General features: G+C 46.4%; 22 protein-coding genes and 1 tRNA gene. 21 read left to right on the top strand and 2 right to left on the bottom strand.

Features of this window, described 5'->3' with window-relative positions; all coding sequences use genetic code 11:
• Positions 1 to 34: 34 nt before the first annotated feature.
• On the top strand, positions 35 to 1,819 hold the full coding sequence (gene uvrC, locus KNP88_RS03025) for an excinuclease ABC subunit UvrC (protein WP_214766530.1): 1,785 nt from the start codon (positions 35 to 37) through the stop codon (positions 1,817 to 1,819).
• Positions 1,820 to 1,900: 81 nt separating this feature from the next.
• On the opposite strand, the gene KNP88_RS03020 is transcribed toward uvrC, so the two are convergent.
• Positions 1,901 to 2,515, bottom strand: coding sequence for a PH domain-containing protein (locus KNP88_RS03020; protein WP_088837570.1), 615 nt, complete (start codon positions 2,513 to 2,515; stop codon positions 1,901 to 1,903).
• Between the two features lie 95 nt (positions 2,516 to 2,610).
• Complete coding sequence (locus KNP88_RS03015) at positions 2,611 to 3,030, bottom strand: YslB family protein (RefSeq protein WP_214845213.1); 420 nt, start codon at positions 3,028 to 3,030, stop codon at positions 2,611 to 2,613.
• 224 nt (positions 3,031 to 3,254) lie between these two features.
• On the opposite strand from KNP88_RS03015, the gene KNP88_RS03010 reads away from it, so the two are divergent.
• The 20 genes from KNP88_RS03010 to KNP88_RS02915 all read left to right on the top strand — a co-directional run bounded on the left by KNP88_RS03010 (position 3,255) and on the right by KNP88_RS02915 (position 24,187).
• Positions 3,255 to 3,872, top strand: coding sequence for a succinate dehydrogenase cytochrome b558 subunit (locus tag KNP88_RS03010; RefSeq protein ID WP_029331096.1), 618 nt, complete (start codon positions 3,255 to 3,257; stop codon positions 3,870 to 3,872).
• Positions 3,873 to 3,891: 19 nt separating this feature from the next.
• The gene (gene sdhA / locus KNP88_RS03005) at positions 3,892 to 5,655 is read left to right on the top strand and encodes a succinate dehydrogenase flavoprotein subunit (protein WP_159173051.1); all 1,764 of its coding nucleotides are present in this window, start codon (positions 3,892 to 3,894) and stop codon (positions 5,653 to 5,655) included.
• A complete protein-coding gene (gene sdhB, locus KNP88_RS03000; RefSeq protein WP_088837567.1) occupies positions 5,655 to 6,461 on the top strand; it encodes a succinate dehydrogenase iron-sulfur subunit in 807 nt (268 codons plus the stop codon). Before sdhA ends, sdhB begins: the two co-directional genes overlap by 1 nt.
• 55 nt (positions 6,462 to 6,516) lie before the next feature.
• Complete coding sequence (locus tag KNP88_RS02995) at positions 6,517 to 6,972, top strand: acyl-CoA thioesterase (RefSeq protein WP_214766524.1); 456 nt, start codon at positions 6,517 to 6,519, stop codon at positions 6,970 to 6,972.
• A gap of 65 nt (positions 6,973 to 7,037) precedes the next feature.
• Complete coding sequence (locus tag KNP88_RS02990) at positions 7,038 to 7,301, top strand: phosphocarrier protein HPr (protein WP_012371023.1); 264 nt, start codon at positions 7,038 to 7,040, stop codon at positions 7,299 to 7,301.
• A gap of 83 nt (positions 7,302 to 7,384) precedes the next feature.
• A complete protein-coding gene (gene racE, locus KNP88_RS02985; protein ID WP_214766522.1) occupies positions 7,385 to 8,194 on the top strand; it encodes a glutamate racemase in 810 nt (269 codons plus the stop codon).
• The gene (gene rph / locus KNP88_RS02980) at positions 8,191 to 8,946 is read left to right on the top strand and encodes a ribonuclease PH (protein ID WP_214845212.1); all 756 of its coding nucleotides are present in this window, start codon (positions 8,191 to 8,193) and stop codon (positions 8,944 to 8,946) included. Before racE ends, rph begins: the two co-directional genes overlap by 4 nt.
• Positions 8,943 to 9,539 (top strand): XTP/dITP diphosphatase, encoded by a 597-nt coding sequence (locus KNP88_RS02975; RefSeq protein WP_214845211.1) that lies wholly within the window; start codon positions 8,943 to 8,945, stop codon positions 9,537 to 9,539. Before rph ends, KNP88_RS02975 begins: the two co-directional genes overlap by 4 nt.
• 6 nt (positions 9,540 to 9,545) lie before the next feature.
• The gene (locus tag KNP88_RS02970) at positions 9,546 to 10,052 is read left to right on the top strand and encodes a metallophosphoesterase family protein (protein ID WP_088837562.1); all 507 of its coding nucleotides are present in this window, start codon (positions 9,546 to 9,548) and stop codon (positions 10,050 to 10,052) included.
• Between the two features lie 67 nt (positions 10,053 to 10,119).
• Positions 10,120 to 10,193, top strand: a tRNA-Arg gene (locus KNP88_RS02965).
• Positions 10,194 to 10,297: 104 nt separating this feature from the next.
• A complete protein-coding gene (locus tag KNP88_RS02960; protein WP_235195165.1) occupies positions 10,298 to 10,822 on the top strand; it encodes a hypothetical protein in 525 nt (174 codons plus the stop codon).
• 26 nt (positions 10,823 to 10,848) lie between these two features.
• Positions 10,849 to 11,856 carry a hypothetical protein gene (locus KNP88_RS02955; protein ID WP_214892214.1) on the top strand — a complete coding sequence of 336 codons (1,008 nt, stop codon included), beginning with the start codon at positions 10,849 to 10,851 and terminating at the stop codon, positions 11,854 to 11,856.
• 112 nt (positions 11,857 to 11,968) lie between these two features.
• Positions 11,969 to 13,261, top strand: a complete 1,293-nt coding sequence (tig, locus tag KNP88_RS02950; RefSeq protein WP_088837559.1) for a trigger factor — start codon at positions 11,969 to 11,971, stop codon at positions 13,259 to 13,261.
• A gap of 233 nt (positions 13,262 to 13,494) precedes the next feature.
• On the top strand, positions 13,495 to 14,760 hold the full coding sequence (gene clpX / locus KNP88_RS02945) for an ATP-dependent protease ATP-binding subunit ClpX (RefSeq protein ID WP_088837558.1): 1,266 nt from the start codon (positions 13,495 to 13,497) through the stop codon (positions 14,758 to 14,760).
• 69 nt (positions 14,761 to 14,829) lie between these two features.
• The gene (lon, locus tag KNP88_RS02940) at positions 14,830 to 17,139 is read left to right on the top strand and encodes an endopeptidase La (RefSeq protein ID WP_214845205.1); all 2,310 of its coding nucleotides are present in this window, start codon (positions 14,830 to 14,832) and stop codon (positions 17,137 to 17,139) included.
• A gap of 1 nt (position 17,140) precedes the next feature.
• Positions 17,141 to 17,722 carry a ribosome biogenesis GTP-binding protein YihA/YsxC gene (gene yihA / locus KNP88_RS02935; protein ID WP_029331083.1) on the top strand — a complete coding sequence of 194 codons (582 nt, stop codon included), beginning with the start codon at positions 17,141 to 17,143 and terminating at the stop codon, positions 17,720 to 17,722.
• A gap of 222 nt (positions 17,723 to 17,944) precedes the next feature.
• Positions 17,945 to 20,992 (top strand): hypothetical protein, encoded by a 3,048-nt coding sequence (locus KNP88_RS02930; RefSeq protein WP_353048766.1) that lies wholly within the window; start codon positions 17,945 to 17,947, stop codon positions 20,990 to 20,992.
• Complete coding sequence (locus tag KNP88_RS02925) at positions 20,993 to 21,742, top strand: response regulator (RefSeq protein ID WP_214892213.1); 750 nt, start codon at positions 20,993 to 20,995, stop codon at positions 21,740 to 21,742. It abuts the gene before it with no gap.
• Positions 21,739 to 22,758, top strand: a complete 1,020-nt coding sequence (locus tag KNP88_RS02920; protein ID WP_214845203.1) for a HEAT repeat domain-containing protein — start codon at positions 21,739 to 21,741, stop codon at positions 22,756 to 22,758. Before KNP88_RS02925 ends, KNP88_RS02920 begins: the two co-directional genes overlap by 4 nt.
• Entirely contained in the window at positions 22,748 to 24,187 is a 1,440-nt protein-coding gene (locus KNP88_RS02915; protein WP_214845202.1) for a glycosyltransferase family 2 protein, read from the top strand. Before KNP88_RS02920 ends, KNP88_RS02915 begins: the two co-directional genes overlap by 11 nt.
• Positions 24,188 to 24,209: the final 22 nt, after the last annotated feature.

Below are 24,209 nucleotides of genomic sequence, written 5' to 3'. Positions count from 1 at the left end.
GGCAAAACTAAAAACGGTGGAAGGAGACATTTTTGTGAGCCATCAAGAACATATCAAGGCGAAACTATCCCTCTTACCTGACGAACCAGGTTGTTATTTGCATAAAAATGAATTTGGAGAAGTCATTTATGTCGGAAAAGCCAAAAATCTAAAGAATCGGGTCCGGTCCTATTTTACAGGAGCGCATGATTTGAAAACAGAACGACTTGTCGCGGATATCCGTGATTTTGAATATATCATCACAGGGAGCGAACTCGAAGCGTTACTCCTCGAGATGACGCTGATTAAAAAACATGATCCGAAATACAACATCATGTTAAAAGATGATAAGTCCTATCCGTACCTAAAAATTACGAATGAAACGTATCCGCGGCTGATTACGACCCGGAAGTTAAAAAAAGATGGAGGACATTATTTCGGACCTTATCCGAATGCGTATGCCGCTAATGAGACGAAGCGTCTGCTTGACCGCCTTTATCCGCTACGTAAGTGTCAGCCGATGCCGAAGAAGCTTTGTCTCTATTACCACATCGGACAATGTCTTGGACCGTGCGAAATTCAGGGTTTAGAGACGGAACAGAAAGAACTCGTCTCAGAAATCCGTCGTTTTTTATCGGGAGAAACAAAAGAGCTCGTCGCATCTTTACAGACGAAGATGGGCGAAGCGGCAGAAGCGATGGAATTTGAACGGGCAGGCGAACTACGTGATCAAATCCGCGCCATCGACTCCATCATGAACAAACAGAACATGATTACGGCAGATTTGACGTCCCGTGACGTTTTTGGAATTTACGTCGACAAAGGGTGGATGTGTGTCCAGGTCTTTTTCTTACGGGGAGGGAAAATGATTGAACGAGATGTGTCTCTGTTCCCGATTTACGGGACACCCGCGGAAGAATTAGAAAGTTTCATCGTTCAGTTCTACGAAAAGAATATCAAACCGAGCGAGATGTATGTTCCGCCACTCGTCAACCAACTGTTATTGAAAGAGGCGATTGGAATTCGCGTTCATGTACCGGTGCGTGGATCGAAGCGGAAGTTACTCGATCTAGCGACGAAGAATGCCGAAAACGCAATTGGAGAACGGTTTGAATTGATTGCGCGTGATGAAAAGAAAACGGTCCAGGCAGTCCAGGAACTGGCTGACGCGATTGATGTTCATCCGTTATCGCGAATTGAAATCATCGATAATGCCAATATCCAAGGGGCGGACGCCGTTTCGGCGCTCGTCGTGTTCGAAGACGGAAAGCCGCTTAAAAAAGAGTATCGTAAATTTAAGATTAAGACGGTCAAGGGACCGGATGATTATGAATCAATGCGCGAAATCGTCCGTCGTCGTTATCGTCGCTTATTGCTAGAAGGGGCACGTCTTCCCGATTTAGTGTTGATTGATGGGGGTCTCGGACAATTGAATGCAGCGCTGGAAGTCATTCAAGACGAGCTCGGTTTGGATTTACCTGTCGGTTCGCTCAAAAAAGATGATAAACACCGGACGAGCCAACTATTATTCGGTGAAGGTGGGCAACTGATTGAACTCCATCCGCGCTCGAGTGCCTTTTATCTTCTCCAGCGCATGCAAGATGAAGTTCACCGTTTTGCAATCACCTTCCACCGATCATTACGTTCGAAAGGGATGACCCGCTCGGTACTCGATGACATACCGGGTGTCGGCCCAAAACGCCGTCAGCAGTTGATTCGCCATTTCGGTTCGATGCGCAGCTTAAAGAAAGCGAACATCGAACAGTTGACGGAAGCCGGTCTACCTGTAAAATTGGCTGAATCGGTCGCGGAATATTTGAGTCAAGAAAATGAAGAATGAAAGTAGGGGACTTCCGATTGACGGAGGTCCCCTACTGGTGTGTATTAGAATCTGAAGATGCGTTGCTCTACGTTAACGAAATTAGTTGTTGATATATTTTTCGTAAAACGCTCCGAAGTCTTTTTGGTTCCAACGGTGGTAATGTCCTTCTAACCAATCAAACGATTCTTGTGATAATGCTTTAAAGGCTTGTGGAACATCCATTTCAGCTTGCCGGATGCCACCGAGAATCGTCACGGAATGATTGAGCGAGTTATTGGCGAACTCGAGCATCTTTTGTCCTTCATATTGCTTTTCAGCAATCGCAAGAAGTGCTTTATAAAGGTCTTTGACATGTTCGAGCTGTTTTTTATCGACGTCGATCGAGTAATGCTTTCCGCCGATTTCGAATTTGATCTCGACATCTAAGTCGACCGTTCCTGCTGTTTCGAACATGACATGACGAATCGGATAATGGGCGTATGGATAGCGATAGAGGACACGCTTTGAACTGACGGCGCTTTCCCCGTCGAGGTGAATCAATGCTAAATTCGTAAAGCAGTACTCATCACTTTTGGATTTGATTAAAAAATAAATTTTTTCGCCGTCCTCATGGAGCACGTAATCGTCGGCGGCGGCTTTATCAAAATCGTCCGGATGAATGACTTGACCGATATCGCTGAATCCTGTTAAGTCTGCTGCTAATTTCTTGAACATCGTAATTCCTCCTCGAATATATGATCGACTACTTTATACGATTACGTGACGAAAAAAGTTTCATGCTAACACGAATCGTCTTAGAGAAACACGTATCAGTTCGAACGATCAAGAGGATCTTTCGGATCGAATTGGATGGTAATATGTACGCACTCTTTCCCCATCTCAGCATATCCTTCAGCGACAAATCCGTTCAACTTGGCAACCTGTTCGGCTAAAAAGCCTGCCTCAAGTTGAAAATAGCCGGTCGGTCGCTCGGCTTTAGTTGATTCCGGTGGTAAAAGTTCAAAAGAAAAAGTCGTCCCCTTTTTTTTCGTAAGGGAGAGGGTACCCCAACCGGCCTCTACGAAAAAAGGAATTAATTCGTCCTCGTCCAACACGGGGAATTGCCGGGCAAGTCGCTTACCTGCCCAGTAGATGACTTGACGATAATCGTTACCGAGTAGATCGCTTAACACGTAATCGCGGATCAGTTCGATGCCGAATGTTGACGCGGTGTTTGGTGTTGATTCCATGATGATTCACTCCTATCTCTGAAACTATTATAGCGAGCTAATTCTCGATGGTCATTGTTTTCCTAAAAAAATTTGCAGTTATTTGCAGTTAAATGCAACGGCTCGGGTTGTCTTATAAAAAGGACAGGAGTAGAATAAGTGATGAAAAGACGAATTTCCTTATGAAAGCGCTTTTCTACCAAAATGCGCCAACGTTTGATTGGCAAACAAAAGGGGGGATTTGGATGGCGAATCATCGTGATTTCGTGAGTCGTAAAATACACTCACTGCTCGGCGTCATTCCAATCGGGTTATTTTTACTTTCTCATCTTACGACGAACTATTTCATCGTTCGAGGGGAGGAAGACTTCAATAAGGCTGCGGAATTCGTGGGGAACGTTCCGTATCGACTGTTTCTAGAAGTGTTTGTCATCTTCATACCCATCATTTTACATGGTGTCTACGGTGTTTACATCGCATTCACAGGTTCCGCGAACACAGGACGTTATACATACTTCCGGAACTGGATGTATGTCTTACAACGCTTCACAGGTGTCTTCCTCGTCGTGTTCATTACATGGCATGTCTGGGAAACGCGGATTGCGGCAGCAATGGGGACGGAAGTTAATGCAAGCATGATGCAAAACATCGTCGATAACGGATTCATGCTCACGTTTTATATCGTCGGGATTCTAGCGACGACATTCCACCTTGCGAACGGACTTTGGACGTTCTGCATCACATGGGGAATCACACAGTCACCAGCGTCTCAACGCGCGATGTCTTATGTGGCGGCCCTCGTATTCATCGGTTTATCGTTTGTAGGCGTACGCTCGATTTTAACGTTTGCAGGCGTGTTGTAAGGAAAGGGGAACTGACAACATGGCGAACAAAAATCTTGTCATCATCGGTGGAGGGCTTGCCGGGTTGATGGCTACGATAAAAGCAGCAGAACAAGGAGTACCAGTAAAGTTATTCTCACTCGTACCCGTTAAACGATCACACTCCGTATGTGCCCAAGGCGGCATCAACGGTGCGGTCAATACAAAAGGGGAGGGTGACTCACCCTACCAGCATTTAGATGATACGGTGTATGGTGGCGACTTCCTCGCGAACCAACCGCCTGTTCAAAAAATGACAGAAGCGGCTCCGAAAATCATTCATATGTTCGACCGGATGGGCGTCATGTTTAACCGGACACCGGAAGGCTTACTCGACTTCCGGCGTTTCGGAGGAACACTCCATCACCGGACGGCTTATGCGGGAGCAACGACAGGACAACAATTACTGTACGCACTTGATGAGCAAGTACGTAAGTTTGAAGCGCAAGGTTTGGTAGAAAAATATGAAGGATGGGAATTCCTTCGCGCAGTCATTGATGAAGAAGGGATTTGTCGTGGTGCGGTGTGTCAAAATCTACGTTCGATGGAAATCGAAGCATTCGCAGCGGATTCGGTCATCTTAGCGACGGGTGGACCCGGTGTCATCTTCGGTAAATCAACGAACTCGGTCATCAATACGGGACAAGCGGCAGCGGCTGTTTACCGGCAAGGTGCGATTTATGCGAACGGTGAGTTCATCCAGATTCACCCGACAGCGATTCCTGGTGACGATAAGCTCCGTCTGATGAGCGAATCGGCACGTGGTGAAGGCGGACGTGTCTGGACGTATAAAGACGGGAAACCGTGGTACTTCCTCGAAGAAAAATATCCGGCATACGGAAACCTCGTCCCGCGTGATATCGCGACACGTGAAATCTTTGATGTCTGTGTCAATCAAAAGCTTGGTGTCAACGGGGAGAACATGGTGTATCTCGATCTCTCACACAAAGACGCAAAAGAGCTTGATGTCAAACTCGGCGGTATCTTAGAAATTTATGAGAAGTTCGTTGGTGACGATCCACGGAAAGTACCGATGAAAATCTTCCCGGCCGTCCATTACTCGATGGGTGGATTATGGGTCGATTACGATCAAATGACGAACATCCCAGGATTGTTCGCGTCTGGTGAGTGTGATTACTCGATGCACGGTGGAAACCGTCTCGGTGCGAACTCACTTCTCTCTGCCGTTTATGGCGGAATGGTTGCGGGTCCAGCAGCGATTGCCTATATGAACGAACTTGAAACTTCTGTCCATGATATGCCGGAAGAGGTCGTTGAAGCGCATAAAATCGCTGAAATCGATCGATTCAATGATATCTTGGCGATGGAAGGGACAGAAAATGCGTATCAAATCCACCGTGAGCTCGGTGAAGTCATGACGGATAACGTAACCGTTGTCCGGTATAACGATAAGCTCGAACAGACGTTGACGAAGATTAAAGAATTACGGGAACGTTTCACGCGGATCTCGGCGACGGATACGGCACGCTGGAGTAACCAGGGCGCATCCTTCATCCGTCAGCTCGATCACATGCTTGATTTAGCGGAAGCGATCACACTCGGTGCCCTTCAACGTGACGAGAGTCGTGGTGCCCACTACAAGCCAGACTTCCCAGAGCGTGATGATGAGCGGTTCTTAAAAACGACGATGGCACGTTATACAAACGGTCATCCTGAAATCTATTACGAAGAAGTCGATACATCACTGATTCCACCACGCAAACGCGACTACAGCAAGAAGTCGAAGAAAGAGGTGAAAGCATAATGGCGACACCACTCGAACAAGAAACAAAACAAAAACCGGTTCAGTTCATCGTGCAACGTCAGGATGGACCAGACGGAAAAGCCTATGATGAAGCTTTCGAAGTCCCGTATCGTCCGAACATGAACGTCATTTCAGCATTGATGGAGATTCGCCGGAATCCTGTCAATGCGGCAGGCGAAAAAACGACACCGATCAACTGGGACATGGGTTGTCTTGAAGAAGTATGCGGGGCGTGTTCGATGGTCATCAACGGGACACCACGTCAATCATGTACAGCGCTCGTCGATAAGCTCGAACAACCGATTCGTTTGCAACCGATGCAGACGTTCCCGATTGTGCGCGACTTACAAGTTGACCGTCAACGGATGTTTGACGCACTCAAAAAAGTAAAAGCATGGGTTCCGATCGATGGGACGTATGACCTTGGTCCAGGACCACGGATGCCAGAGAACAAACGACAATGGGCGTATGAACTTTCAAAATGTATGACGTGTGGCGTTTGTCTTGAAGCATGTCCGAACGTCAATGACCGTTCGAACTTCATCGGACCAGCGTCGATCTCACAAGTTCGTCTCTTCAACTCACACCCGACAGGTGCCTATCATAAAGAAGAGCGCCTGGAAGCATTGATGGAAGATGGCGGCATCATGCAATGCGGTAATGCACAAAACTGTGTTGAGGTCTGCCCGAAAGGGATTCCGCTTACGACATCGATTGCGGCAATGAACCGTCAGACGACATTACACTCGTTCAAAAAATTCTTCGGTAGCGACGAAGGTCGTACAGGAGAAGCGGTTAGCAATTAATTCATAAAAAAGAAGGGGCGCTGCTCCTTCTTTTTATATTCAGGAGGGAATTTACGTGCGTGTACCTAGTTATATCGAAGATTTAGATGGGTGGTTAAGTCAAATGAAACACGGGACGAGACTCGATGTTGCGGTTCGCTTCGCTGAGACGGATGCCTACGGTCATATGAACAATCGAGTCCCGTTCGTCTATTTTGAGGATGTCCGGACGTTGATGCTTGAAGAGACAGGCTACTCGTTAGCAGATGACGGAATCGTCGTCGTCGCGGATGCGCAGTGTAACTACATCCGCCAAGTTTATCCACGGACGCGGCTTGCAGTCTACGCCTATCCTGTTCAAGTCGGAAAAGCCTCGTGTGACGTCCATTACGCGGCATTCGATGACGAAGAGCAACTGATGTTTACAGGACGAACATCGATGGTACAAATCGATCGTGCTGGGAATGCTTTTCCATGGGATGAAGCCTATAAAAATTCCTTGCAGAATCGATTCGAATCCGTTATCATTTGATAATGAGTTCACATATTCGAAAACGACTCACTAGTACGTTATTAGTGGAGGGAGATTTCTTAATCATGGAAAAAACATTCAAAGTCATCGCAGATTCAGGCATTCATGCTCGTCCTGCAACACAACTTGTCAACACAGCTTCAAAATTCCAATCAGATATCAACTTGGAGTACAACGGAAAGACTGTTAACCTTAAGTCGATCATGGGTGTACTTTCACTCGGTATCGCTAAAGATTCAGACATCAAAATCGTTGCAAACGGTGACGATGCTTCTGAAGCAATCACGACTCTTTCAGACATGCTGACAAGCGAAGGTCTTGCTCAGTAATCCTTTTATCTACATTCTCGGACGCCGGTCTTGCACCGTCGTCCTTTTTTGTTACCATAGAGGATAGGAAGGTGAGATATGACGTGAACAAACCAATTGGAGTATTAGATTCTGGGGTCGGCGGCTTGACGGTCGCGCGTGAGCTGATGCGGCAGCTTCCTCATGAACAAATCATATATGTCGGGGATACATTACGCTGTCCCTATGGACCACGACCGGAAGAAGAAATCCGGCAATTTACATGGGAGATGATTGATTATCTTGTCGCGCAGGATGTCAAACTGATTGTCATCGCCTGTAATACAGCGACGGCAGTCGTCCTGAAAGAAGCACGGGAAAAATTGACGATTCCAGTCATTGGCGTCATCGACCCAGGAGCACGGGCGGCAGTCAAGGTAACGCGATCGAAACGAATCGGTGTCATCGGGACGAAGATGACGGTCGAGAGCAACTCCTACGAAAAGGCATTGCGGCACGTCGAGGGCCAAGTCGTCGTCGAGTCACTCGCTTGTCCACCGTTCGTCCCGCTCGTCGAGTCCTCACAGACGACAGGTGCTTACGTCGAACGTGTCGTCGCCAATACATTACGTCCATTGCTTTCGTACGACATGGACACGTTGATTTTAGGGTGTACCCATTATCCGCTGCTCGCAGATGTCATTGGACGAGTCATCGGACCAGACGTCCAATTAATTTCTTCAGGAGACGAGACGGCGCTCGAAGTCGCGGCTCTCCTCGACTACAATGGAATTGCAGCAGGAAATGATTTTATACCGGAACATGTGTATCATGCGACAGGTGACACGCGTTCCTTTGAACGGATCGCGACCGATTGGTTGAGTCAACCAATCCAAGCAAAACGATTAGTACTCGGAACGGAGGAAACGACATGAGAATCGATCAACGAGAATCTACGATGATGCGTGCGATTGCGTTTGAGACGAACGTGAATAAACATGCGGAAGGTTCCATCATGATCGCAGTCGGAGACACGCGGGTCTTGTGTACGGCAACGGTCGAAGAGAAAGTCCCACCCTTTTTACGGGGGAAACGTCATGGCTGGATCAATGCGGAATATGCGATGTTACCACGTGCGACGGCGCAACGGACAGCGCGCGAGTCGGTCCGTGGTAAACAGACAGGTCGGACGATGGAAATCCAGCGTTTGATCAGTCGGGCGTTACGTGCTGTCGTCGACTTAGAAAAACTAGGTGAACGAACGGTCTGGATTGATTGTGATGTCATTCAGGCGGATGGCGGAACGAGAACGGCTGCGATCACAGGCGGTTTTCTTGCCCTCGTCCTCGCAGTAGACGGTCTGATTCAAAGCGGGAAACTGACGGATACACCAATCAAAGAAGGAATCGCAGCCGTCTCGATTGGAAAGGTCGGTCAAGAGTTGCTCCTCGATCTCTGTTATGAAGAGGATGCTGCAGCCGATGTTGATTTGAACTTAGTCATGACCTCTTCCGGGAAAATCGTCGAGATGCAGGCGACAGGTGAAGAGGCGACATTTTCGAAACGTGAAATGCTCGATATGCTCGAACTTGGGGAAAAGGGTATTGAAGAACTCCTGCGTGCCGGTCAAGACGCATTAGGTGCTTCGTGGTGGTATGTTGGAGAAGAAGTGGGGGAAAACCGATGAAAATCATCGTCGCGACCCGCAATGCCGGGAAAGTGAAAGAACTCGAAGCGATGCTCGGGAAACTAGGTTATGACGTATCTTCTCTACTGGATTACGAAGCTGCACCTGAGACGGACGAAACGGGTGTAACTTTTGAAGAAAATGCTGAACTGAAAGCGAAAGAAGCAGCTGCTTACTTCGGTCACGCGGTTCTTGCCGACGACTCGGGACTCGAAGTCGACGCGCTCGACGGGGCGCCTGGTGTCTACTCAGCGCGTTTTGCAGGTCTAGAAAAATCAGATGCAGCGAATAATGCATTGTTGCTCGAGAAATTGGGCAATCGATCAATCGAAGAGCGGACAGCGCGCTTCGTCTGTGCATTGTCACTTGCAAAACCTTCTGGGGAGACGTTGACTGTAAGCGGTACGATGGAAGGTCTCATCGGATTCGAAGCGAAAGGTGAGCATGGTTTCGGTTATGATCCTTTGTTCATCGTCCCATCTCGAAATCAAACGGCCGCCGAGTTAACAAAAGATGAGAAAGCGGCGATTAGTCATCGCGGGAATGCGTTGAAAAAACTTGAATTAGCACTGACTACTTTTTTAGGAGAGTGATCAACGATGAAAGCGTTAATCGTTAGTGATAGCCATGGTCTCGAATCGGAACTTCTGACAATCGTCGAACGCCATCCGGAAGCAGAGGTTGCGTATCATTGTGGAGACTCACAGTTGACACGGATGGACGAATCATTATATCCCTATCGTGTCGTTAAAGGGAATTGTGATTATGGTAACGACTTTGCCGATGAGGTACTTGAGCCTTTTGGCGCAGTCAATCTATTATGTGTCCATGGTCATCGTCAAGACGTGAAATACAGCCTCGATCAATTAGTCCATCATGCGGATCAAAAAGCAGCACAGGTCGTGTTGTATGGTCATTCGCACGTGGCGAAAGCGGAACAAAAGGATGGTAAACTCTTCATCAATCCGGGTTCGATTCGTATGCCGCGACACCGTCCTGAAAAAACGTATGCGATTTTGACGCTTGAAGAAGATGCGTATTCCGTTGATTTTTACGATCTGACAGGTGAACAGATTAATGCTTTACATTTAGAAGGCACGCTTTAAGAAAAGATTTTTTGTAATGTGATTGACACGAAAGAATTGTTTTAGTATAGTTTATTCGTGTTGACACGTCCCAATAGCTCAGCTGGATAGAGCAACGCCCTTCTAAGGCGTCGGTCGGGGGTTCGAATCCCTCTTGGGACGCTATAATTAAAATAGAGACTGCCCTTACGAGGGCGGTCTCTTTTTTTTATTATGATTTTCGATTATAATCAAGGTATCATGAACTTAAAAAGGGGATGTGGACAATGAGGAAACGAATCGGTGGAATCCTCCTTCTGACAGTTGCTCTAGCTGGTTGTAGCGAAATAACGAATACGGTCGACGACGCAAAACAACAAGTCGTCGAAGTGAAAAATAATGTTGATTATGCAGCGGAACTACAAACAATTGCGAAAGATACATCACGTGTCACGTCAGAGCTCTCGGCTAAGCTCGATCAAGCAGCGGAGAAGGCACGCGAATCGGCAAATCCAGAACAAACACTGGATCAACAAATGGAAAAGCTGAAAAATGATGAGACGGTTCAAAAATTAGAGAAAGAGCTCGATCAAATCGACGAACGTCTGTCTAGTCTCGACAGTCCGCCGGCCGAACTAAAGAGTTTGAGTGATAAGTTAAAGCAGTATGTCGATCAATCAGAGTCGATGACACGTCTTCTTGAGACGGACGTCTCGCTTGATACGTTGAATCAGCTTGGAGTCGAACAAGGACAACGACTGCAAGACGCAATATCTAGTTGGACGGAACGACTCGATCCCTTCACAAAATAAGAATGATTGGTAGAGGAGGAGAGCGCATGAGTGAATCCCGTTGGATGGAACGACCACTGGAACAGGAACGGATGCGACTCGCACGGATGACGAGGGTCGAGCGAGATGAACGGATGAAGCGACTCGATGACGTGGCGATGAGTGATGACGACATTTTGTATAGGGTATATACGATGCAAGATGCTTTTTCTGAGAGTAAAGAAGAACGAGAACGCTTCATCAAAATGGCGGAATCGTTTTTGACAGTCGAAGGAGTTGAGCAAGTGCTTGCGCTCTTCCTCTTTGAGCATGGACAGGCATACCCGCTTCGTGTCGCGCTTCGGACAGCCTCACCATACTTACCATACGGTCTAGCAGTTAAGTTGGAGGAAGCGGCATCAATGCTTGGACGGCAAACGGAACCAGACAAGGAAGCACGTTCGGACGAATCGTTTTTAACGCGGAAATCGGTCGGGAAGTCGGAAGCGGAATGGATAAACGTTTTTCAAACAGGAACGTACGAACAACAATTCGAGCAGTTACGTGGACTGACGCTTGAAAAGGCGCCTGAATTGAGACGGTATCTTTGCACCTCTTATGCAATCGGCGAGGACGTAAGACAACAAAGTTTGATCGTCCTTCATACGTTATTATTGCAATTAATGACGGACGACTCATGTTTTCCTTTAACGCTTCGAATCGAACGTTTGCAGCTTGACGTGACATTCGATTCCGCCGAGCAGCTACGTAGACGGTTGGAACAACAGCAGGCGCAACTGCTAGGAGTGCAAGAAGTTTTATTTAGCTTAAGACGGCTCGATCCTTTTCGAGCGCTATTAATGTTGTCCTGGCATCAAATGCTCTACCTCGATCAGGAAGTCGATTTATTCGATATGGACCCGGTCGAGATGATTGAAACGCTTGATGCACTCGCTGGAATGACGTTCGAACGTGATGTGCCCGAAAAAGAACTCGGGGCACTTGCGCGTGACTTATACGATAGTGCTCATCAGATGTTAGAAGAGGGAAAAGCGTACGAGAAGACGGCGATATAGGAAATGCGAGGAATCCATTCGTTCAACAGTGGTAATGCTCGGAATGGATGTGCTATAATGTGACTTGTTGTACACACATGTACGCTAATTGACAATTTTGGAGGGACTCAGCATGACTGCAAAATGGGAAAAACAATCAGGTAGCCTCGGCGTTCTCACGTATGAAGCGCCTGCTGAAGCATTTGATAAAGCGGTAGACCAAGCGTTCAAGAAAGTCGTTAAGACTTTGAACACACCTGGTTTCCGTAAAGGAAAAATGCCACGCACAATGTTTAACAAAATGTACGGTGAAGAAGCACTTTATCAAGATGCTCTTGATATCTTGTATCAAGATACAATCGAAGGTGCTGTCGTCGAATCAGGTATCGAGCCAATCGCGCTTGAAAACATCGACGTTGAAACACTCGAAAAAGGAAAACCAGTTGAGTTTAAAATCACGTTCGTCATCGAACCTGAAGCAACTCTCGGTGAGTACAAAGGTCTTGAGTACACAGCTGTCGAAACTGACGTTACTGACGAAGATGTCGATGCTGAACTCAAAACAATGCAAGAGCGTGGAGCAGAGCTCGTCGTAAAAGAAGACGGCGTCATCGAAAATGGCGACACAGTCGTATTCGACTTCGCAGGTTTTGATGGGGACAACCAATTCGACGGCGGAACTGCTGAAAACTATTCACTCGTCATCGGTTCAGGAAACTTCATTCCAGGATTCGAAGAGCAAATGGTCGGTCTGAAAACTGGTGAGCAAAAAGATATCGACGTTACTTTCCCAGAAGAGTACCATGAAGCATCACTCGCTGGTAAACCAGTCGTATTCAAAGTAACAATCCACGAAGTTAAAGCACAAGAACTCCCTGAATTGACAGATGAGTTCGCTAAAGAAATGGACGAAGAAGTTTCTTCTCTTGATGAGTTGAAAACAAAAATCCGTACACGTCTTGAAAACACACGTAAACAAGAAGCTGATGCTTCAATGCGTGATGAGTTGGTTGAAGCAGCGACTAAAAACGCGACAGTTGATCTTCCTGCAGTTATGGTTGACAACGAAGTTGAGCGTATGGTCCAAGAATTCACACAACGCATTCAATCACAAGGTATCGAACTTGACATGTACTTCCAGTTAACTGGAACGACAGAAGAAGCGATGCGTACTGAAATGAAAGAACAAGCAGAAGAACGTGTTAAAGCACGTCTCGTTCTGAAACAAATTGTTGCAGATGAAAACATCGAAGTGAACGAAGAAGAAGCGCAAGCTGAACTTCAATCGATGTCTGAACTCTACAACATCCCTGCTGATCAACTTGAAACGATGCTCGCACCACAAGGTGGTCTCGACACGCTTAAAGGTGATCTTCAGTTCCGTAAAGCAATCGACGTTCTCGTTGATAATGCTAAAACGAAATAAGTTTTTAAACTTAACTAAACGATTTCAAGACCTATTTCTGGTCTTGAAGTCGTTTTTTTTGTACGATAGGTCAAACAAGGACAAACATTATCAAAATCTTCAAATCAAACTGTAAAACGCTCGTCCAAGATTTGAAAGACTTTCCTTGTTCGTGCTACAATCATTAATAGTAAAACGTGAGATTGGATGCGAAACGTATCTATACAACTTCCACGTTAAAGGGGTGGACCTTTATGTTTAAATTTAACGAAGAGAAAGGTCAGCTAAAATGTTCTTTCTGCGGAAAGACACAAGAGCAAGTGCGCAAACTTGTTGCTGGACCTGGCGTTTACATTTGCGATGAATGTATCGAACTCTGCAATGAAATCGTTGAAGAGGAACTTGGTACAGAAGAAGAAGTCGAACTAAAGAACGTACCAAAACCGCATGAAATTCGTGAGACATTAAATGATTATGTCATCGGTCAAGAGAAAGCCAAAAAGTCTTTGTCTGTCGCAATGTACAATCATTACAAACGAATCAACGCCGGTGGTCGGGCAGATGATGTCGAGCTTTCTAAATCTAACATCGTCATGATTGGACCAACAGGTAGTGGTAAGACACTTCTTGCACAAACAATGGCACGTATCTTAAATGTTCCTTTCGCGATTGCGGATGCGACAAGTTTAACGGAAGCTGGATATGTTGGGGAAGATGTTGAAAACATCCTCTTGAAACTCATTCAAGCTGCTGATTACGATGTCGAGAAAGCAGAAAAAGGAATCATCTATATTGATGAGATTGATAAAATTGCCCGTAAATCTGAAAATCCTTCCATCACACGTGATGTATCAGGGGAAGGGGTGCAACAAGCACTTCTTAAAATCCTAGAAGGAACAGTTGCGAGCGTACCGCCACAAGGTGGACGTAAACATCCACATCAAGAATTCATTCAAATCGATACGACGAATATTCTTTTCATCGTCGGTGGAGCATTTGATGGAATCGACCAATCGATTAAACGTCGTCTTGGTAAAAAAGTCATCGGATTCGGAAATGACTCTGAAAACCGTAACTTTACGCAAAAAGAAATTCTTGCTGCCGCATTACCAGAGGATCTCCAAAAGTTCGGACTAATCCCCGAGTTCATCGGTCGTCTGCCAGTCATGGCGACACTCGAACCACTCGATGAGGATGCACTCGTCCAAATCTTGACGAAACCTAAAAATGCGTTAGTCAAACAATATAAAAAAATGCTTCAACTTGATGATGTCGAACTCGACTTCACAGATGAAGGACTAATTGAAATCGCGAAACTCGCAATCAAACGGAAAACCGGCGCACGTGGTTTACGTTCGATCATCGAGGAAACGATGCTTGAAATCATGTTCGAAATACCATCACGTGAAGATATCGCAAAAGTCATCATTACAGCTGAAACGTTGACTGGTAAGCGTGGTCCAACGCTTGAGTTGAAAGATGGTACAATTGAACAAGGTAAAGAAAAAGAAACGGCGTAACACCGTGACAAATCGGCTCGGAGGCTACTTGTACGCCTTTCCGAGCCTTTTTTGTTTAGGAGGAATTTGATGAAGACAAAACAATATCCACTTTTACCACTTCGTGGCGTCGTCGCCTATCCATTAATCGGCTTGACGATTGATGTTGGTCGACCAGTTTCACTAAAAGCATTACTCGCTTCAAAGGAACATGAAATTGATTTGGTCGTCGTGACGCAACGCGATCCAGAAGCAGAACCATCGGTTGACGGACTGCATACGATCGGAACACTTGTCCAAATCGCGAAGATGAGTGAGCTTGGCAATGATACGGTCCGCGTCCGCGTCATCGGTAAGGAACGTGTTCGGATTGAACAAGTCAGTGAAACGGATGAAGGGTATCAAGCAGTCATCGAACCGATTGAGAAAATTGATATCAAAGGTGCAAAACAAGAGGCGCTCGTCCGCTTGATTAAAGAACAATTCGGTCAACTCGTATCCCGTATCAAAGGCATCGGGACAGACGAACGACGTCGTTTTGAAACGTATGAACGCCTGGATTCTTTGACGGATTACATCACGTCGAAATTGCCGATTGAACTTGCAAAAAAACAAGAATTCCTAGAAGAAAATGATCCGGTCGAGCGGGGCTTGATGTTGCTCGATGTCATGAAGCATGAGTATGAAGTCGTTGAGCTAGAGCGAGAAATGCGGGAACGGACGAAAAAAACGATTGAACAATCCCAACGTGACTATTACCTTCGGGAACAGTTGAAAACGATTCAACAAGAACTCGGAGGGGAAGCAGTTTCTGCTGAAAGTGATGCTGTGAAGTATAAAGAACAGCTAGCGATGCTCGATTTATCAGACACCGCCGTTGCAAACGTTGAAAAAGAAATCAATCGGTTAGCCGTCGTACCGGCGACGAGTCCGGAACATGGTGTCATTCGAAATTACTTGGAATGGTTCTTCTCGCTTCCATGGAATGAGGCGACGGATGATTTCTTGAACGTCGAAGCGGCGTCAGAACAACTCGATGAAGATCACTACGGTCTCGAAAAAGTAAAAGAACGGATTCTCGAGTATTTAGCTGTCCGTCAATTGACGGATTCGTTACGTGGACCGATTCTATGTCTCGCAGGTCCTCCGGGGGTCGGGAAGACTTCACTTGCACGTTCCATCGCGACCGCTCTTGAACGGAAGTTCGTCCGTGTATCGCTTGGTGGTGTACGAGATGAAGCAGAGATCCGCGGCCATCGCCGGACCTATATCGGAGCGATGCCGGGACGAATCATTCGTGGACTGAAACAAGCAGGTACGAACAATCCGGTCTTCCTACTCGACGAAATCGATAAGATGTCGAATGATTTCCGTGGGGATCCATCGTCTGCGATGCTTGAAGTGCTCGATCCTGAGCAAAACAATAGCTTTTCTGATCACTATATCGAAGAGCCGTTCGATTTATCGAACGTGTTATTCATCGCAACGGCGAATGATGTCTCGAACATTCCAGGACCTTTACTTGACCGGATGGAATTGATTCAAATCGGTGGTTATACGGAGCAAGAGAAAGCACAAATTGCGGTCCGTCACTTGCTATCGAAACAAATCAAAGAACACGGCTTGAAAAAGAGTCAATTAACAGTCAAACCGGACGCGCTCGAGGAAGTCGTCCGACGGTATACACGAGAAGCCGGTGTCCGGAACTTGGAACGTGTGTTAGGGTCGCTTTGTCGTAAGGCGGCGAAACAAATCGCGATGGGTGAAAAGAAACGTGTCACGGTGACGAAACGGAATTTACCAGACTTCTTAGGGAAGCCGATCTACCGGTATGGTCAAGGAGAATTAGAAGATACGATTGGCGCGGTGACCGGTTTAGCGTATACTGCATTTGGGGGCGACACACTGACGATTGAAGTCAGTCTTGCGCCAGGTAAAGGAAAATTGCAATTAACGGGTAAACTTGGTGACGTCATGCAAGAGTCGGCTCAGACAGCATACAGCTTCGTACGAGCGAACGCTGAAGCAGTTGGAATTGACCCGAATTTCTATGAAACACAGGATATTCACATCCACGTACCGGAAGGCGCCGTACCGAAAGATGGCCCGTCAGCTGGGATTACGATTGCGACAGCCTTGATTTCTGCTCTGACGAAACGTCCAGTCCGGCGCGACGTCGGAATGACAGGCGAAATCACGTTACGTGGTCGTGTCTTACCAATCGGTGGTCTAAAAGAGAAATCGCTCGCGGCACATCGTGCAGGATTGACGACGATTTTAATGCCACAAGACAATACGCGCGATATCGATGAGATTCCAGAAACCGTTCGAGATGGGATTCGATTCATTCCGGTCGCTACGATGGACCAAGTACTCGAACATGCATTAAAAGGAGAGTAACATGAAAATTTATAAAGCAGATTTTATTACAAGTGGTGTCAATCCGGAGCATTATCCGGAACCACTTCTTCCTGAAGTTGCACTTGCAGGACGGTCGAACGTCGGAAAGTCGTCGTTCATCAACAAGCTCGTCCAGCGGAAGGCACTCGCACGTACTTCATCAAAACCCGGGAAAACACAAACGTTGAACTTCTTCAATATCAATGATGAGCTCATGTTTGTCGATGTACCCGGATACGGCTACGCGAAAGTTTCGAAAACGGAACGGGAAGCCTGGGGAAAAATGATGGAGAAGTATTTCACGACACGTGAAATACTAAAAGGTGTCGTCTTACTCGTTGACATTCGTCATGAACCATCGGCAGATGATGTCATCATGTACGACTTCTTAAAGTACTATGACTTATCCGTCATCGTCGTCGCGACAAAACTTGATAAAATCAAGCGTGGTCAGCGCGATAAACAAATCGCAGCCATCAAGCGGAAACTGCAATTTGATGGTCAAGATACATTCATTCCGTTTTCTTCAGAAACGGGCGAAGGTGTCGATGCGGCATGGGAAGCAATTTATAGTCATCTGTAAGTCATGACACGTAAATCCGTTTCAGCTTGACGCATCGTGTAGCCAAAGTTCACCTCATGTGAACTTTGGCTTTTTTTTGTGTAGGATGAAAACGATGACGGAGTATTCTTTTCTTGATCCAAAAAATCCCTGTAGTAATTTTTTGTTTCCATATATATGCGATGCGATGAATTCAAGTTACAATGATAGAAACAACTTGAACTGCTGGAAGGACGTGTAAAAGTGAAACGGTATAAATGGATTGCCTTCATTGTTGTGTTGTTGATTTTGATGCCATTCGGCTTATGGTTGCTTCAAAAAGAGAAAACCTTAAATGTCGTCCTGTTCGATTATACGGTCGGTAAAGATGAACGTGAACATGCAGGAACGACGTGGTTATTGAATTATTTGAAGATTCGCAATCAATCTAGTGAAGAGTATCAGTATACGGATTACATCAATCGTTACGATGGAACACAAGGCGCGCAGATGTTGAAGCAAGCGAAGAACGCAGACGTGTTGCTTTTTACGGATACATACGGAAAGTCTTATACAGTTGATGAGAAAAGAGAACATCGCGGTGGTTTGACGGCGGAAGACGTTGATTTAGCAACGGATGCGATTTCGAAAGGAAAAACAGTTGTAGCGGAATTCAATACGGCGGCAAGTCCGACCGCCTCTGATCGCTCGAGTGCCTTTCATCAATTATTCGGAACGGCGTGGACGGGGTGGATTGGTCGCTTCTTTCCAGATTTAAGTGAGTTACAAGGACTCGATCAAACCGTCGAAGAAAAGTTGAAAGTACAAGCAAAAGAGAAGGCATACAAGCTGTCCGGACCAGGCTATGTCTTCATCAATGATTCGACAGGAGAAAGTTTTTTTGTAAATGATGATACGCCGTTGCTCTATAAGTGGGATAAAAATCAGCACCGTGCCAAAGATGAAGTACGGTATAACTATTGGTTTGAGATTCTTGAACTGGACGGTGGGGAACAACAAGCACACTTTTCATGGAAACCTTCCAAACAAACGCAAGCCATGTTGCGCGCACGACAGCTTCCGCTTGAATTCCCTGCTTATGTGACACAAGGGAGCGCCCATTATTTTGCAGGTGACTACACGGATGTAGCAGAGATTCCACGCTATTATCGATACCGAGGATTAGATTGGTTCCGCAAACAATTTATTTTAGATGGAGCGAAAAGTGAGTCTGCTTTTTTCTGGAAAGTCTATGCACCGACTCTCAAGCAGATTTTAGAAGACACGAAGCCGGTGGAGCAAGCAACGATTAAAGTAAAGCCGTTACCTACGACGACCGTAAACGATCAAACGTTGCGTACGCGAGCACGCAGTGGGCAAGATACGCTCGAAATGTATCAAGATGGCGAATGGAAACCGTATTTCGTCAAGGGTGTCAACGTTGGACTAGGACGCCCCGGAGCCTTTCCGGGAGAACATGCAATCAGCCGAAACGAGTATGACCGGTGGCTGAAGCAAATGGGCGAACTTGGAATCAATACGATTCGTATTTATACGCTTCATCCTCCAGCCTTTTATGATGCGCTGAAGGCATATAATGCTACTGCGAAGCAGCCGATTTACTTGATGCAAGGAATGTGGGTCGAAGAAAAGCCGTTCGAGGAACTTAAAAACGCATATAATCCTGAGTTTTTAAAAATGACCGATACAGAAGCAAAACGGATGGTCGATGTCATTCACGGCAATGCAGTGGTTAAAGAAGTTGTCGGTCACGCTTCAGGAACATATACATCGGATGTCTCACAGTATGTTTCAGCCTTCGTCTTTGGAATTGAGTGGTTGCCTGAGACAGTCGTTGAAACGAATAAAAAGAATAACGGAATGCGGTTTGAAGGGAAATACATCACGACGACCAAAAATGCGTCTCCATTCGAGTCATGGTTAGCGGGACGAATGGACACAGCGACAGCGCATGAACTAGATCAGTACGAAACGACACGACCAATCGGAGCGACCAATTGGCCGACGACGGATCCACTCGCGCACCCGGAAGAAGTCGAAGAGGAACAAGATCTCGTCTCAATCGATTTTAATCATTTAAAAGCGACGAAAAATTTTGCGGGTGGTCTATTCGCTTCCTATCATATTTATCCGTATTATCCGTCCTTCATCAAAGATGAATTTGGAAAAAAGACGGACGCAGGATCAGAGTCATACAGTCGTTACTTGAAGAAAATGAAAGCATATCACGAGATGCCACTTCTCGTATCGGAATTCGGCATCCCGAGTTCCCGAGGCAAAACACACCTTGGTCCGAACGGGTTTGACCAGGGGCATGTCAGTGAAGAAAAACAAGGTGAGTTAGTCGCCAATCTTTACGAAGACATCGTCAAGGCGAAAACTGCCGGCGGCCTTGTCTTCATCTGGCAAGATGAGTGGTTTAAACGAACTTGGAATACGATGGATTACGATGATGCGGACACACGACCACGCTGGTCGAACGTTCAAACAAGTGAACAGCACTTCGGGATGCTTGGTTTCTTACGCTCAGACATCGTCATCGACGGAAAAATGGATGACTGGGAAGGCTATGCGCCAGTCGCTCAAAACAACGATCAAGCCATCTATATGACATCGGACGAAGCATACCTTTACTTGCGAATCGACCGGAAACAAGTCGAGCCGACGACGATTGCTTTATCAACAAAGCCGAATGACGGCAATCAACAAGTCGGTGATTTGATGCTTGAAGAAGGAGCGGAGTACCGACTGCTGATTGATGAAAAAGCACGGATTGATGTCGACGAACGGTACGATATCTTCCGTTATCATTATGGGCTGAAGATGCCGTTTGAAATGGTTTCGCCTCCGAACGAGGAAAAAAACAGTGGTAAGTTTAATCCGATTTATCAAATGCTTGATTATGCACGGCGTGACCCTGTGACGAAAAAAATCGTCAAGCCTGCCGTGAAGTGGGATACAGGAGTCTTACATGAAGGACCTGCGGACAGCATCTTAACGGATATATCTGATTTAAGTCAACCGAGTATCGAAGTACGAATTCCGTGGATGGTGTTGAATATGCGTGATCCAAGTAAACACGAAATCATCGGGGACTTCTGGAAAGAGGGTCTTGAAGCGAAGATGGTGACAGAAGGAATCGAAGTGACGGGGCAGATCGGAACGACCCGGATACCAGAAGTCGATCGCGGTTTTTACAGTTGGTCAAAATGGACGAATCCTCAACAAAAAGAACAACTGAAGCCTGTTTATGAAACGATGCGCGAAGCATTTAACAAAGGAGTGAATTAAATGCGTCGAGAAGAGATGTGGCGGTTGATCGAAGCAGCAATCGAAACGACAAATGAAGAGACGGTTACGACAAAGGAATACGCGGGAGCGGATGTCGAGCATGCGACGGGAGCAGTCCTCTTCATTCATACGGTCGGCGTGATGCCGGAAACAATCCATGCATTATTGCGTGAAGGAAAATGCATGGAGACCGCTCTTTCATACGCGGATGTCGTCGTCGCGACCGAATCGTTCGTTGAAGAACGAATTCCTGTCGTCTACCTTGGTCAGGCGAACGAAGAGGCATTTTATCTTCTAGACAATGCACGAGAAGTCATACCGATCGATTTATCGAAAGCGTTGTTAATGGATCGTTTGATGCGTTATAAACGCGTTCGGCACGTGAAGGACGTTGTCGTCGTAACAGACGATCTACATTTAAAGCGTATGCTTGAACGGGAATTGTTCGAGCGATTTGAGGACGTGGCATTATATGAACGGACAGAAAGCTTTTTGGAAAAGCATGTGGCTCGTCGTCCGTTTCTTCTCGTATTTTCTTCCGCCTTACCGCGAGCGGATGGACTTGAACTTTTGTTACGTGCCAAACAACAGAGTATCGTTCCGTTTCACTCAATTATGATTTCGATGTATAACCGTGAACGTGATCATGTGTTGGCGATTGAACGGGGTGTTGACGGGATCATGACGTTACCGCTTAAAGTAGAGGAGTTTCGAGCATGGGTGCGCCAAGTTGAAGAGGTGAGGCTATGAACTGGATTCTATCATTCATTTTTATACTTATTCTTCTTCAAGTGGGGGCGTTAATTTATCTCGTGGTACAGAAGCAGCAGCGTGCAAATCAAGAGCAGTCCCGTCAGCAATGGCAAATGCAGTTTCGGGAAGACCTCTATACGTTTGCTATGGGGGAGCGGACGGATATGCCGCTCGTTAAAAAAGGGTACGAGGACTTAGTCGAACTTGAATTATTCGCTTTTACTAACTTAACAGCGACAGAAAGTTATTTAGAACGAATTCATCAGTTCGTCGAGATTAGCTTGTCCGCTTATTACGACAAACAAATTGAACATCGGCGTATCGACCGACGACTCAATGCCTATGAAGCAATTGCCCAGTTTCGTTTGCAATCCGTTGCTGATCATCTTCAGCGGCGTTTGGCAGAAAACGTCGCCAAAGAAGAGCGGGATGTCATCATCCGGACACTCGTTTCAATTTCTCCACGATACGCAATTGCAGCTGCGAAAACGGATCAAGACATGAGTTTTTTTGGAGCCGTTCTTGCAGTGGGGCGAAGTCATGATTTGTCCATTTGGGTAGATGAGTTTGAAGAGTTGACCCGCCCGTTTCAAATGGCGCTTCTGCAATTGATACATGATCGTGATGAAACACAGTATCTTGAACTCGTGCGAAGTAAAACGACGGACGAACATCCGGAAATACGTAAGCGTGCACTTCGCGCATTGACGCGGATCGGTCTTGAAGAAGACTGGACACTGTATGTACCTTACCTGCAGGAGGAGACGAGTTGGGTCGAACAGATGTTAGCGCTTCGCTTTTTAGAAAACGTAGGACAACAAGAGGCATTGCCTTCTATCTTGCCATTCGTGAGTAGTCGCTCGTGGTGGGTCCGGACAGCGGCGTTTGATGCTTTGTTAGCGTGCGGAGGGTTACAACAACTTGCCATAGTGGCCAAAACGCACCCTGACCGTTACGCAAAACAAAAGGCGACAGAGCGTTTAGCGAAGGAGATGAAACAACATGTCATCTGAACTGATTCAATCCATTATCAATGTCCTATCCTGGACCGTCCTCATTTATATGATTCTTGTCATTCTGTTTTATTCGTCCCTTTATCTCATTTCAGCTCAAATGGTTCGAAAGCAACGTTTTCGTCGGAAAGAAAGTTCGTATCTACCACTGATGCGTTCGCTCTATACGCGACCGGTCAGCATCTTAGTCCCTGCCTACAACGAGGAGTATACGATTATCACAAGCGTCCAAGCGTTGCTCGCGCTTGATTACCCGGAGCATGAAGTCATCGTCATCAACGATGGTTCGAGTGACGGGACGATTGAGCAACTGTTTAAAACATATGAATTAGAAAAGGACTTACGTTTTCCCCGAATCTTGATTGGTTCGAAACCGGTCAAGGCGGTCTATCGTTCACGAATTGATGCACGCCTCATCGTCATCGATAAAGAAAACGGTGGGAAAGCGGATGCCTTGAACGCTGGCATCGACTATTCAAGCTATCCGTATTTTTGTTCGCTTGATGCGGATTCGGTATTAGAGCGCGATGCGTTATTAAAAGTCATGAAACCGATCGTTGAATCCGATGAAGAGGTCGTTGCGACATGCGGGTCGATTTTCCTTGTCAATGGTTGCACGATTGAAGGTGGAGAAATCGTTGAAATTCGAACGCCAAAACAACGGATCGTGTTAATGCAGATGATTGAATATTTCCGTGCTTTTTTGTTCGGTCGTCTCGGGCTGAGTCGCTTTAACCTGTTGTTGATCGTGTCCGGTGCCTTTGGTCTTTTCCAAAAAGATATCGTCGTCAAAGCGGGTGGATATAAGGAAGGACTAGTCGGGGAAGACATGGAACTCGTCGTCCGTCTCCACCGGTATATGAAAGAACATAAATTGAATAAGCGCATCGAGTATGTTCCGTCACCCGTTTGCTGGACCCAGGCACCGGAAACGATGGAAGTCCTGCGTTCGCAACGAACACGCTGGCACCGTGGACTTGCCGAGACGTTATGGGCACATAAACGCATGATCGGGAATCCCCGTTACGGATTCGTCGGGAGCGTGTCGATGCTTTATTTCTTCTTGATTGAGCTCCTCGGACCAATCGTCGAATTGATTGGTTACTTCATCATTCCGTTAAACTTACTGGTCGGGACGCTGAACTTTGAATTTGGGATCGTTCTTTTGACAGTCGCCTTATTGTACGGCTCATTGCTGTCGGCAGGAGCTGTCTTGCTCGAGGAGTGGACGATGCACCGCTTTAAAAACGTGAAAGAATTGATTCGACTGTATTTGTGGTCATTGACAGAGTCGTTTTGGTATCGCCCGATTCTTGTATTCTTTAAACTCGGCGGACTGATTCAGTTCATGACGGGACGCGGTCAATGGGGTAAAATGGAACGACAACGACTCGATGAAGTCGCGGCAACAGATGAAAAAATCAAGTAACGATTGAAAACGAAAAATTGTA

Source organism: Exiguobacterium sp. H66, assembly GCF_018618705.1.
GTDB lineage: Bacteria > Bacillota > Bacilli > Exiguobacteriales > Exiguobacteriaceae > Exiguobacterium_A > Exiguobacterium_A oxidotolerans.
Note: the sequence above shows the minus strand (reverse complement) of the source record. Positions and strands in the feature narration are given on the sequence as shown.